The 13,286-nt window shown below is 38.2% G+C and carries 10 protein-coding genes; 9 read left to right on the top strand and 1 reads right to left on the bottom strand.

Features of this window, described 5'->3' with window-relative positions:
- Positions 1 to 727: 727 nt before the first annotated feature.
- The 7 genes from V5N67_RS00355 (at position 728) to V5N67_RS00325 (ending at position 10,184) form a co-directional block, all read left to right on the top strand.
- Positions 728 to 1,561 (top strand): outer membrane protein, encoded by an 834-nt coding sequence (locus V5N67_RS00355; protein WP_332059739.1) that lies wholly within the window; start codon positions 728 to 730, stop codon positions 1,559 to 1,561.
- A gap of 252 nt (positions 1,562 to 1,813) precedes the next feature.
- On the top strand, positions 1,814 to 2,650 hold the full coding sequence (locus V5N67_RS00350) for an outer membrane protein (RefSeq protein ID WP_332059737.1): 837 nt from the start codon (positions 1,814 to 1,816) through the stop codon (positions 2,648 to 2,650).
- A gap of 312 nt (positions 2,651 to 2,962) precedes the next feature.
- The gene (locus tag V5N67_RS00345; protein ID WP_332059736.1) at positions 2,963 to 3,811 is read left to right on the top strand and encodes an outer membrane protein; all 849 of its coding nucleotides are present in this window, start codon (positions 2,963 to 2,965) and stop codon (positions 3,809 to 3,811) included.
- A gap of 230 nt (positions 3,812 to 4,041) precedes the next feature.
- The gene (locus V5N67_RS00340; protein ID WP_332059734.1) at positions 4,042 to 4,968 is read left to right on the top strand and encodes an outer membrane protein; all 927 of its coding nucleotides are present in this window, start codon (positions 4,042 to 4,044) and stop codon (positions 4,966 to 4,968) included.
- Positions 4,969 to 5,108: 140 nt separating this feature from the next.
- Positions 5,109 to 6,566, top strand: a complete 1,458-nt coding sequence (locus V5N67_RS00335) for an outer membrane protein (RefSeq protein WP_332059732.1) — start codon at positions 5,109 to 5,111, stop codon at positions 6,564 to 6,566.
- Between the two features lie 251 nt (positions 6,567 to 6,817).
- The gene (ileS, locus tag V5N67_RS00330) at positions 6,818 to 9,733 is read left to right on the top strand and encodes an isoleucine--tRNA ligase (protein ID WP_332059731.1); all 2,916 of its coding nucleotides are present in this window, start codon (positions 6,818 to 6,820) and stop codon (positions 9,731 to 9,733) included.
- 280 nt (positions 9,734 to 10,013) lie between these two features.
- The gene (locus tag V5N67_RS00325) at positions 10,014 to 10,184 is read left to right on the top strand and encodes a hypothetical protein (RefSeq protein WP_332059729.1); all 171 of its coding nucleotides are present in this window, start codon (positions 10,014 to 10,016) and stop codon (positions 10,182 to 10,184) included.
- Between the two features lie 403 nt (positions 10,185 to 10,587).
- On the opposite strand, the gene V5N67_RS00320 is transcribed toward V5N67_RS00325, so the two are convergent.
- Positions 10,588 to 11,031 (bottom strand): nucleoside deaminase, encoded by a 444-nt coding sequence (locus V5N67_RS00320; RefSeq protein ID WP_332059727.1) that lies wholly within the window; start codon positions 11,029 to 11,031, stop codon positions 10,588 to 10,590.
- Positions 11,032 to 11,302: 271 nt separating this feature from the next.
- Here V5N67_RS00320 and V5N67_RS00315 point away from each other — a divergent pair, with 271 nt between their 5' ends.
- Both V5N67_RS00315 and rsmD read left to right on the top strand, forming a co-directional pair.
- Positions 11,303 to 12,706 (top strand): pseudouridine synthase, encoded by a 1,404-nt coding sequence (locus V5N67_RS00315; RefSeq protein ID WP_332059725.1) that lies wholly within the window; start codon positions 11,303 to 11,305, stop codon positions 12,704 to 12,706.
- Positions 12,687 to 13,256 (top strand): 16S rRNA (guanine(966)-N(2))-methyltransferase RsmD, encoded by a 570-nt coding sequence (rsmD, locus tag V5N67_RS00310; RefSeq protein ID WP_332059724.1) that lies wholly within the window; start codon positions 12,687 to 12,689, stop codon positions 13,254 to 13,256. Before V5N67_RS00315 ends, rsmD begins: the two co-directional genes overlap by 20 nt.
- The last annotated feature ends 30 nt before the right edge of the window (positions 13,257 to 13,286 follow it).

Here is a 13,286-nt window from a genome sequence, read left to right as displayed (position 1 = left end):
TGGAAGTCAGATGGGTGATTTTTTAAGTGAGCCTATGCTGAAGGTTGTGAAGAAAATTTCCTCATTTTTTAAGAGATTTTATCTAAGTTTTGTAGATACAATATTAATGCTAGCGCTGTCTTATTGAGCATAAAAAGACAAGGAGATAATTTAATAATAATAAAGAATTGAGCAAATTTTTTTAAAGAAAATTTGTTAGAAGGAAGAAATTATATTTAATAAAATAGTCAGTCCAATGCGCATTCTCATTTTAAAAAATGAAGGGCAGTGTTTGAGTATTACGGTTTTGCTAGTCATGTTTTTATATTGCTAGGGATGTCGCTTATGTACAAATAAAAGCTTTCCTTTTTGGTGTGATGAGGCATAGACAGTTTAATTTAGCGTATTTGATAATTAAAGCCAAAGTTCTGTTCGTTTATATTTTTGGTTTTTGTGTTGCATTTTGCAATGATTAGCAGCGTTGTTTGATATGGAAAGTATTCTTAGTTTAAATTTTGATGAAAATTCATAAAGAACAAAGTTGAATTTGACAAAAAGATTGATGATTTTTACGTGAGTTGTAGCTTACAAATATTTTATTGTTACAGATAAATTACTAAGAGTTTGTGGCGTAATAGGTTTGATAGGACGTGTGTTTTCTTATGAGTGTATCATTTTTACTACAGATATCTGCAGTTGTGGCTCTATATGAGATTGCGTGTTCAAATATCAGCTATGGAGAGAAATTATGAATATGAAATGGTTAATAACAGCTTCTGCTTTTGCTTTAGTTTCGGCTTCTGCGGCGCAGGCAGCGGATGTTATTGTCCCTCGTGATCCTGCACCAATTGCGCCAGTTATTGTTGCCCCCGCTTTTTCTTGGACAGGTTTTTACCTTGGTGGGCAGATTGGTAGTTTTTCTAGCAAAACGAAAATGGATATTTTCAGTCAAGGAAAATGGATTTCTGCTAATAAGGATCTTTTGCCCAAGCTCTCAGGTTTTATGGGTGGCTTTTATGCGGGCTCCAATGTTGATCTCGGCAATGGTCTTGTTTTGGGTGTTGATACAGATATTGTTTGGTCTGATAAAAGTGATACTAAGATGGGAAGAGCATACAATATTAATGAAGCTGATATACCATATATTAAGAGGATACTGACAGATGCAGGAATCCAGATAAGCGATGATGATATCCAAAAGGATGATAAGCGTGCTAGTAGCTTCACTTTTAAAGAAAAGTGGGCTGGTGCTACACGTATGCGTGTTGGGTTTGCTGCTAATCGCATTATGCCATATATTGCTGGTGGTATTGCCTATACACAGCTTCAAGATATTGCATCGATATCAGTAACAAAAAGTGATACAGGTAAAGTAATCGCTTCTGGTAACTTGTCGGATGAAAAAAAGTCATTGGTTGGTTATACCCTTGGTGCAGGTGTTGATTTCTCAATGACCAATCATGTTATTGTACGTGCGGAATATCGTTACTCAGATTTCGGTAAAAAGAAATTTGCAAAAGACAAAAACGACGTTTCTTACAAAACCAATGATTTCCGCGTTGGTGTAGCTTACAAATTTTAATTGTTGCACAATTAAGTTATTAAGGGGCTCTGTCTTTGGCAGAGCCTTTGCTTTTTCTTAATTTATAATGTTTTTTCTTGCCAAAGCTCTCAAGCGAAAAGGATAAAAGCAATCAAAATTATGGCAAAATTAAGCCAATAAAAAATTTTGTTCTTAAAGAAGCATTTATTTTAATATATGTGTTATTTTTATCACAGATTTTTTTGTGTAATTATGTATCATTGTGTCATAATTAATTTAGGAGCAAAATTTATGAATATAAAATGTTTAGTAGCGACTTCTGTTATTGCTTTAGTTTCAGCTTCTGCTGTGCAGGCTGCAGATGTTATGATGCCTAGAGAAGCACAATCAGTTGTCACCTTTACTCCCACTTTTTCTTGGACAGGTTTTTATCTTGGTGGTCAGCTTGGTAATTTCTCAAGCAAGAATGATGTACATAGAAGAAATGTAACAGACGCTCTTAAGAAAGAGTTTACACCTAAACCTTCAGGTTTCATGGGCGGTATTTATGCAGGTAGCAATGTAGATCTTGGAAATGGTTTTATTTTTGGGGTTGAAACGGATGCAGTTTGGGCTGATCGTGAAGACACAAAAAATGTCGACTCATGGAGTTTGGTTGATGCTGCAGATGCAGCTAATCTTAAGCAAGATTTTGAAAATGCTAATGTTAAGATCGATGGTGATCAAACGGCATTATTTGTGGCGGAAAGTAAAGTAGCAGATGATTTGACTTTGAGAGAAAAATGGTCTGGTGCTACGCGGGTACGTCTTGGTTTTGCAGTTGCTGATCGTTTTATGCCTTATGTTGCTGGTGGTGTTGCCTATACACAGTTGCGGGGTATCAATCACGTTACGGTAACCGATAAGGATGAAAAACCTATAAAACTCTCTGGTGATCTGTTTGATAAAACAAAAATGACGGTTGGTTATACCCTTGGTGCTGGTTTTGATTTTGCAATGGTTGATAATGTTATTTTGCGTGCAGAATACCGTTACTCAGATTTCGGCAAAACGAAATTTGCAAAGGATAAATATGAAGTTGGTTACAAAACCAATGATTTCCGTGTTGGTGTAGCTTACAAATTTTAATTTGTCGCACAATTAAGTTATTAAGAAGGCTCTGTCTTTGACAGAGCCTTTGCTGTTTTTTTGTGGTTAACAACATTTTTCGCATATCATCACTCAGTATCATTTCAGGTGTTAATGAAAAGGGATATGTAAAGGACAAATTTGAGTTTGAGTAATGTAGAAGAATCGGAAATTTTAAAATTATGGTAAAATTAAGGATATAAAAATTTCTTTGCGCAATAAAACGCTTATTTCTAAGCTCGTATCATTTTTATCACAGTTTTTTTGTGTGAGTTGTGTATCATTGCACTATATTAATGAGGAGCAAATTTTATGAATATGAAATCTTTAGTAACAACTGCTGTTATTGCTTTAATTTCAGTTTCTGTGGTGCAGGCTGCAGATGTTACGACATATAGAGACATTACCAGATATAGAGAAGCGTCATCCTCTGTCACCTTTACTCCTAGATTCTCTTGGGGGGGCTTTTACCTTGGTGGCCAAGTTGGTAATTTTTTAGGTAAAATTAATATGAGTGAGGGGCTCAGGGATGTTAAGAAAAATGCGACACCTAAGCTTTCAGGTTTTATGGGGGGACTTTATGCAGGTTCCAATATAGATCTTAGAAACGGTTTTGTTTTTGGAATTGAAACGGATGCAGTTTGGGCTAATCAAGAAGATACAAAACAAATTGCTACAGATGTTTCACTGAGTGCAGATGCAGCGGCTAGTCTTAAGCAAGATTTTGTAAATGCTAAAATTACTGATAATGTAAATGATGTAATTAAAGAAAATAGCACGAGAACGGATGATTTTACTTTGAGAGAAAAGTGGTCTGGTGCTACGCGGATACGTTTTGGTTTTGTAACTGCTGATCGTTTTATGCCTTACGTTGCAGGTGGTGTTGCCTATACGCAGTTACGTGGTATCGATATGGTCTCGGTAAAGGAAACTGGAACTTCAGGCACTCCAAAAGCAGTTTCTGGTAAGGTATTTAATGAAACAAAGATGATGGTTGGTTATACTCTTGGTGCTGGTGTTGATTTCGCAATGATTGATAACATTATTATGCGTGCAGAATATCGCTATTCTGATTTTGGTACAAAGAAATTTTTAAATGAGCAATATGATACTTCTTACAAGACCAATGATTTCCGTGTTGGTGTAGCTTACAAATTTTAATTTGTTGCACAATTAAGTTATTAAGGGGCTCTGTCTTTGGCAGAGCCTTTAATTTATTCAATAAAAGCACGTAAAAGAGATTAAATTTTCTCTAAATTATGGTTAAATTAAGTTAATCAAGATTTCATTTTAATGAAATTTTTATTTTATGTTACTGTGTTATTTTTATCACAGATTTTTTTTGTGTAATTGTATATCATGGTGCTATAATTAATTTAGGAGCAAAATTTATGAATATAAAATGTTTAGTAGCGACTTCTGCTATTGCTTTGGTTTCAGCTTCTGCTGTGCAAGCTGCAGATATTATAATGCCTAGAGAAGTGCCATCAGCTGTCACTTTTACTCCTACATTTTCTTGGACAGGTTTTTATCTTGGTGGTCAGCTTGGTAACTTTTCCAGTAAGGTAAATATTGGTGAAGGGGAAGATAAGCTCAATAAAGATATAACACCTAAGCCTTCAGGTTTCATGGGTGGTATTTATGCAGGTTCCAATGTCCATCTTGAAAAGCGTCTTATTTTAGGGGTTGAGACGGATGCAGTTTGGGCTGATCATGAAGACATAAAACAAATTGGTTCAGCAACCCTTAATAATGAGGATTGGGCTAATAATCTTGGTACGCAGTTTGCAGGTGCGGGTGCTAATGTGCCTGCTGAAGACAAATTTGCGATAGGTGACAAAGTAGTAGATGATTTTACTTTAAGGGAAAAGTGGTCTGGTGCTACGCGGGTACGTCTTGGTTTTGCAATTTCTGAACGTTTTATGCCTTTTGTTGCTGGTGGTATTGCTTATGCACAGATGCAGTTTATAAATACGGTTTCTGTAACAAAAGTAAAGAGTAATGATACAGGTGGAAGCCAAAATGCGGGTAAAAATCAAGATGATAGCAAAAATGCTGAAAGCCAAAATGTTATAACTCAAGCAAGCGCTGGCACTACATTAGGTGCGACATACTCTGCTAACCTATTAGATGCAACTAATATAATGGTTGGTTATACTCTTGGTGCTGGTTTTGATTTCGCGATGACTGATAATGTTATTTTGCGCGCAGAATACCGTTACTCGGATTTTGGTAAGAAGAAATTTTTAGATGATTTTGAATCTAAAATTGCTTACAAAACTAACGATTTTCGTGTTGGTGTAGCTTACAAATTCTAATTTTTTAAAAAAGTTTAATTATTAAAAGGTTCCGTCTTTGACGGAGCCTTTATTTTTTTGTGATTGTGTCATTTTTACTACAGATATTTCAAAGAGGATGGCTTATAAAAAACCTCCTTTTGGATATTTGGAGATGGATTATGAATACAAAACGTTTAGTAACGGCATCCGTTTTTGCTTTGATTTCAGCTTCTGCAGCACAGGCAGCTGATGTAGTGATTCCTCATCAACCAGCACCTGCTGTTCCGTCAACTATTGTGGCACCTACTTTTACATGGACGGGTTTTTATTTTGGTGGCCAAGTTGGTGGTTTTTCAAGTAAAACTGATATGAGTATTACTGGTGAGAACGAAGATGCACTGCTGAATAAAGAGTTGGCGCCTAAACCTTCAGGTTTCGTCGGTGGTTTTTATGCGGGATCTAATATTGATCTTGGAGATAATTTCATTTTTGGTATTGATACGGATTTAATGTTGTCTGGACGAAAGCACACAAAAACGATTACGTTAGACACATTTAATGATGATGAGGTAGAAAGTGCAGTAAGAAGGGCTCGTAGATCAGCAACAACAGTAACACAAACGCCAACACCAACATTAGCACCAACGACACCACTACCAACAACAACAGAAACGGCGACATTAACGCCACCAGCAGGATCAGAAAAAGCAACGGAAGTAAAAGCAGTAGCAAAACCGGAAGAAAAGACAGAAGAAAAAGCATCATTAGCACCAGCAGTGTTGTCAGTGCCAGTAGCAGAAGTAGAGCACAAAGATGCTAAGACGCCAGAAAAATCAGTAGAAGTTTCAGTAAAATCAACAGTAGAATCAAAAAAACCAGCAGATGCGCCAACAAAATCAGAAAGAGGGTCATTAGTATTAGCAAGATCAGCTACAGTAGAAGCTTCACAGAATGGAAAGCCAGCAGAAGCATCGCATGGTGGTTCTGGGAATTCCCATGGATATCATAGGGCTGGTCATGGAAATGGGGAACATAGTGCACACGGTGGACATGGTTCTCATGGTGGAGGTGGACACAGTAGCGCGCATGGTTCTGCTAGTTCGCACGCTGCCCCTCGTGTAGGTGGAAAAGTAGCTAATCCATATGCATCTCATGCTGCTGGAGCAGGACATAATGCACAAAAAGCTGCAGATGGAAAGAATAAATACAATGTAGAGCAAGTTAAAAATATGGTTTCTTCCTTTGATATTGACCAAGGAGAGAACATAGGGACTTTTAGTCATACTTTAAAACAACATTGGTTTGGAGCTACACGGTTACGTATCGGCTTTGCTGCTGATCGCATCATGCCTTATGTTGCTGGTGGTGTTGCTTATACGCAGCTTCAAGATATCGTATCGGTTTCGTTTAAAGATCCAGATGGAAAAGTGATTTTCTCTAAAAACCTGACGGATGAAACGAAGACGATGGTTGGTTATACTTTTGGTGGAGGTGTTGATTTTGCAATGACTGACAACATCTTGGTACGTGCAGAATATCGTTACTCGGATTTTGGTAAAAAGAAATTTGCAAAAGAAAAATTTGAAATTAACTTCAAAACCAATGATTTTCGTGTTGGTGTCGCTTATAAATTTTAATTTGTTATAAGCTTTAAGTTACTAAGAGGCTCTGCAGTGGTGGGGCCTTTATTTTTTAAGAAGATCATTTTGATGTTTCCTTTTTTTATTGTTTCATGATAAGTCCCATAAAGCATAAATAATATATCTCCTTGAATGTTGCCTGATATAAGTGATAGGTGCGGTTTTTTAGAGATTAAAAAGCTAAAGTTGTGAGGTTCAGGGGTGTTATGCAAAAGTAAGATCGTAAAAGTGGACAGGAATATTTCACAATGACTGTGAAAAATGAAACAATAGATTATTCGAAAACTCTTTATCTACCACAAACAAATTTTCCTATGCGCGCAGGTTTGCCACAAAAAGAGCTTGAACTGATGGCGCGGTGGGAAGATATGGGGCTTTATACTCAATTGCGTCAGCAAGCAAAAGATCGTCCACTTTATATTCTTCATGATGGTCCACCTTATGCGAATGGTCATATCCATGTCGGGCATGCTTTAAACAAAGTTTTAAAAGATGTGATTGTCCGTTCATTTCAAATGCGTGGTTTTAATGCAAATTATGTGCCTGGTTGGGATTGTCATGGACTTCCGATTGAATGGAAAATTGAAGAAAAATATCGTGCACAAGGGAAAAATAAAGATGATATTCCTCTTAATGAATTTCGTCAAGAATGCCGTGAATTTGCACAATATTGGATAAATGTACAAAGCGAGGAGTTTAAGCGTCTTGGCGTTGTCGGGGATTTTAATACCCCTTACACCACAATGGCTTTTCATGCAGAAACACGCATTGCTAGTGAATTGATGAAGTTTGCTATGTCAGATCAGATTTATCGTGGCTCAAAGCCTGTAATGTGGTCTGTTGTTGAGCGTACAGCTTTGGCTGAAGCAGAAATTGAATATCATGATCATGAATCAGAGGTTGTCTGGGTTAAGTTTCCTATTTTGGAAACAGATGCTAGTGATTTACATGATGCTTATGTCGTGATTTGGACAACAACTCCATGGACAATTCCTAGTAATCGCGCAGTGAGTTATTCTTCACAAATTTCTTACAGTGTTTATGAAGTTGAAAGCACAGAAAATGATTTTGGTCCTCAAGCTGGAGAAAAGCTCCTGTTTGCTGATGCTTTGGCTATGAGTTGTGCAGAAAAAGCAAAACTTGTTTTGAAGCATTTGCGTGTTATTTCTACTGATGAGCTTAAAACTCTGATTCTTTCTCATCCACTCAAAGGTCTGGCTGGAGGTTATAATTATAAGATTGCAATGCTTGATGGTTCCCACGTCACAGAGAGTGCTGGCACAGGTTTTGTTCACACAGCTCCCAGCCATGGGCGTGAAGATTTTGAAATTTGGAATGCTTGTAAGCCTATATTGGAGCAAGCTGGGATTGATTCTTCTATACCATTTCCTGTTGATGATGCTGGTTTTTACACGAAGGATGCTCCTGGTTTTGGACCAGATCGTCAAGGGGGAGCCGTGCGCGTTATTGATGATAATGGAAAAATGGGTGATGCTAATAAAGAGGTTATTAATGCTCTTATTCAAGTAAATCGATTATTTGCACGCGGTCGTTTAAAACATTCCTATCCCCATAGTTGGCGTTCAAAAAAACCAGTCATTTTCCGTAATACGCCACAGTGGTTTGTTGCGATGGATAAAGATCTTGGAGATGGGTCAACATTGCGTAGCCGGGCGTTAGAAGCTGTCTCGATGACGCGTTTTGTTCCTTCTTCTGGTCAGAATCGTCTGGCTTCCATGATAGCAGATCGTCCTGATTGGGTTCTTTCTCGCCAACGCGCTTGGGGTGTGCCGATTTGTATTTTTGCGAATGAGGATGGCGTTATTCTTAAAGATGAGCGTGTAAATGAGCGTATTTTGCAGGCTTTTAAAGCAGAAGGAGCAGATGCATGGTTTGCTGAAGGAGCGCGTGAACGTTTTCTAGGTGAGCGTGCACATGAACCGTGGGTTCAGGTTCGTGATATTCTTGATGTTTGGTTTGATTCTGGAACAAGTCATAGTTTTGTATTAGAAGATCGGGATGATTTACAGTGGCCTGCCGATGTTTATTTTGAAGGATCCGATCAACATCGTGGGTGGTTTCAGTCTTCTCTTTTGGAAAGCTGCGGTACGCGCACACGTTCACCTTATAAAGCGGTGATTACGCATGGCTTCACTTTAGATGAAAATGGCAAAAAAATGTCTAAATCTCTAGGAAATACAGTTGTTCCTCAAGAGGTTATTAAAACATCTGGTGCCGATATTTTTCGTCTTTGGGTTATGACAACTGATTATTGGGAAGACCAGCGTTTAGGCAAAAAAATTCTTCAAACGAATGTAGATTCGTATCGTAAATTGCGTAATGCAATTCGCTGGATGCTTGGAACTTTAGCGCATGATGAAGGAGAAGAAATATCTTATTGTGCATTACCAGATCTTGAAAAATTTATATTGCATCGGCTTTTTGAGCTTGATCAGCTGATTAATAGAGCTTATGACGAGTTTGATTTTAAGAAAATTATGCGTGCGTTATTAGATTTTTCAATTATTGAGTTGTCGGCATTTTATTTTGATATCCGCAAAGATTCTCTTTATTGCGACGCACCTTCATCAAAAAAACGCAAAGCTTCTTTGCAAGTTGTTCGTGAAATTTTTGAGCGGATGGTAACGTGGCTTGCTCCAATGTTGCCTTTTACAATGGAAGAAGCGTGGTTAGAACGCTACCCAGAAAGTCAATCAGTGCACTTAGAGCAGTTTCGCCCTGCGCGAGATGAGTGGCAGAACGAATCTTTGGCTGAACGCTGGAAAAAAGTTCGACAGGTTCGTAAAGTTGTGACAGGTGCTTTAGAGCTTGAGCGTGCTAGCAAGCATATTGGGTCATCTTTGGAGGCAGCGCCTGTTGTTTTTATTTCTAATCCAGTTTTACTGAAGGCGTTAGAAAATTTGGATATGGCAGAAATTTGTATTACCAGTGCTTTAACAGTTACTCAAGATGCTCCTCCTTCGGATGCTTTTATTCTAAATGATGTTGAAGGCGTTGGTGTGTATCCAGGGAAGGCTGTAGGTACAAAATGTGCTCGATCATGGCGCTATACACAAGATGTTGGGAGCGATCCAGCTTATCCTGATGTATCTGCTCGCGATGCAGCTGCTTTGCGAGAATTACAGATGCTCGGCAGAGTTTAAAGAATTTTAATTAAGAGAGGTACAGAGGTAAAAGGTTATAAATAGTATTATTATTTGAATTCTATCATTGATGGGTATGACCTTTTATGGTATGGGTAAATCCCACTGTTTTATCTGTGGGGGGGGGCGGTTGTGTGCAGGCTGATTTTTAATAAGTTGCGGGAATATTAATCAGTCATATACTTAAGCAAATGGTTCAGCAGTGGAAAAACGTAAAGTAAGAATATTTTTAACGAGCATTTTGAGTGTATGTTTTATCTTAACAGGATGTAGTTTATCTGTGCCTACCTATGGCACGGGGAGTGCAGTTTCGGTGCAGTTTTTAGAAGATATTGCTAACTCTTCTCCGCTAAAATCAAAAAATAACAATAACCCGCTTGTTTTGAAACCTCATCCGCAACTTGTGTTGCCAAATGTTGACTCTCATACGGCTTTACCTTTGCCTCAGTAAGATAGAGCACAAAGTAATTTTTCGATAGAACAGCAACATTGCAGTGGTACTCTGGTGGCTGAGATTTTATTTTTTACAAAATAGAATCATAAGTTAAAAGGTACTTTGATATTTTCGGTTCGAGAGGTTTTTACAGCTTAATGCAAAGTAACTATAGGAATGCTTACGTCGTGAGAATAGAGTGAGGGAGGATGTGGTGTGAAGCGTCTCGATTCCTATATAAGTTATCACCAATCAGTAAAAAGTGCATATGTTGGTTAATAGGTAAAGACGCAACACTAAAATAATGTAAGAAAATAAATATCTCAAAAATGGATTCCATTCAAAATATTCAATAGCCTTTTAAAAAAGGAATTATGTTCTTAAAAAAGTGCGTGTTGTGAATAAGAGGGTAGGAATTATTTTACCGCTTTTGTGCAAAAAAGCCTTTAAGCAACTGAGCGGCTTCTTTTTCTTTGAAACCAGAATAGATCTCGGGTTTGTGATGACAGGTGGGCTGTTGGTAAAGGTATGGACCATGTTCGATAGCGCCACCTTTAGGATCGTTTGCTGCATAATAGAGGCGTCGTATACGTGCGAATGAAATCGCTGCAGCACACATTGCACAAGGTTCAAGTGTTACATAAAGGTCACAGTCAGGAAGTCTTTCGCTCTGTAATGTTTCACACGCCATACGGATAACGCGTATTTCTGCGTGTCCTGTAGGGTCATATGCGGATTTTATGTAATTGCCAGCGCGCGCAATAATTGTTTTTCCACGTGTAATGACGGCGCCTACGGGAACTTCATTTTTTTTTTCTGCCCATTGTGCTTCTAAAAGGGCTATTTCCATGGGAGTTAAAGTCATAATATTCTTTCTATAAAATATAGAAAGCCAAAAGGCTTTTTTCTATAGAGGGATGCTGTAGAATGGGTAAAGCTATTATCATTTTATAATGAAAGAGACACCCTTGCTTTTAAAAATATTTAAAACCAATTTGTAAGTAAACAGATACATTATTACTGCTAAAGGATAGAAAATAATAAATGATTGTGCTACTCCCCCTATCTCAAGGTAAGTAGTATGGTGCATGTGAACAATTAGCTGAATATATGGAAGAGGTTGGTGTGAAAAGCAAATGAATGAAAACCGTGAAAATGAGCGGATTGCTAAAAGGTTAGCACGTGCAGGTGTTGCATCACGTCGTGACGCAGAAATGATGATTATTGCTGGTCGCGTTGTTGTTAATGGTATAGTTGTGACAACGCCTGCTTTTAATGTTACCCGCTCTGATATTATTAAAGTTGATGGAAAACTTTTGTCTCCTATAGAACGAACGCGGTTATGGCTTTATCATAAGCCAGCAGGATTTGTTACCACTAACCGTGATCCTGAAGGTAGACCAACAGTATTTAGCAATTTGCCGAAAGGAATGCCTCGTGTCCTTTCTGTAGGCAGGCTTGACATTAATACAGAAGGGCTTTTACTGTTAACCAATGACGGTGGTTTAGCGCGTGTATTAGAGCTTCCTATGACGGGATGGGTGCGCAAATATCGGGTTCGTGCTCATGGAAAAGTAAAACAAAGTGCACTTGATAGCCTGAAAAATGGTATTGCGGTTAATGGTATTTTTTATGGTTCGATTGAAGCATCAATTGAACGTGAACAAGGGTCTAATATATGGCTTTCTGTGGCTTTGCGTGAAGGAAAAAATCGTGAAATAAAAAATGTTTTAGGTGCGTTAGGACTATCAGTTAATCGTTTAATTCGTATATCTTATGGTCCATTTCAGTTATCTGACTTAGAAGAAGGAGCAGTTCGTGAGTTAAAAGGTCGGATGTTGCGTGATCAATTGGGTGAGCGTTTAATTATGCAAGCGAATGCAGATTTTGATTCTCCTATTCTTAAGCCATTTTCAAACTCTGCAACTATTATGGAAAAGCGAGGTAGTAAAGATCTTTCTGTTGAAAAGGATGATTGGGTTTTTTCAAGTGGTAGAGATGTGCAACGCAGACACAGAGGCAGTTTTGCTGAGCACGGTCGGGCACGGCTAAGCACAAAGCCTGATGGTAAATTTGTGAGTAAAGAGAAGAGTGAAGATAAAAAAGCAGAACGTTTTTTGCCTCGTTCTCGCCGTTCTAATGTTTGGATGGCTCTTGGTGCGCGTCCGCAGAATGTGCGTAAAAAGTCTTTCCTTAGTGAGGATAGCTCTCATGACCATAAGAACGATTTTTCCAGTAAGAGAGTCTTTCATAGAGGCAAAGAAAAACCACAAGAAATCCAGTTACGGAAAGATAAGGGCGTTAATCTTGATCAAAAGCGTGGAAAAACATCTTATGGTGAGGTGCGTGTTTCTGGCAAAAAGGATCGTTTTTTAAAGAAAGAAGGAAAGGTTATTAAAAGTGGTCATGATGGGCGTTCTGTTGAGAGTAAACGAAGAACGAAATCATTTAATAGTACCATAAGAAAATCTAAACCGTATAGCGGTGGTACAAAAACATCAAAGGCATTTGGAGGATCTCGTGCGGGTCATCGGCGGTAAATTTGCGGGACGTGTTTTGTTTGCACCTGTTGGCCAGTCAATTCGCCCAACGAGTGATCGTACGCGTGAAAGTCTTTTTAATGTTCTTTCTAGCCGAGAAGAACAATTTTGGATCAACAAACGTATTCTTGATCTTTTTGCTGGTACTGGTGCTTTAGGTATTGAGGCACTTTCGCGTGGTGCAAAGGCTGCTGTTTTTGTTGAAAATTCCGTTGAGGGGCGTGGGCTGATTCAAAAAAATATTGAATCTTTTGAATTGCAATCAGTTGGGCGGATCTTGCGTCGTGATGCAACTAAACTTGGTAGTATTGGGACAATGCTTCCATTTGATGTTATCTGTGCGGATCCTCCCTATGGTTATTGTCTGGGAGAGCGTGCTTTTGTAGAAGCTCTAAACGGGGGGTGGGCAAAAGCTGATACACTCTTTATGCTTGAAGAAAAGAAAGATGCGATTATTCAGTTACCTGATATATTTTGTTTAGATGATGAGCGTTTTTATGGTGATACAGCAATACGTCTCTATAAACTGCGATCATGGATTCGATCTTAAGAGAGAATTGATTTTTATCCAATAGGATGA

Origin of the sequence: Bartonella rhinolophi (genome assembly GCF_036576165.1) — a bacterium.
Lineage (GTDB): Bacteria > Pseudomonadota > Alphaproteobacteria > Rhizobiales > Rhizobiaceae > Bartonella.
Note: the sequence above shows the minus strand (reverse complement) of the source record. Positions and strands in the feature narration are given on the sequence as shown.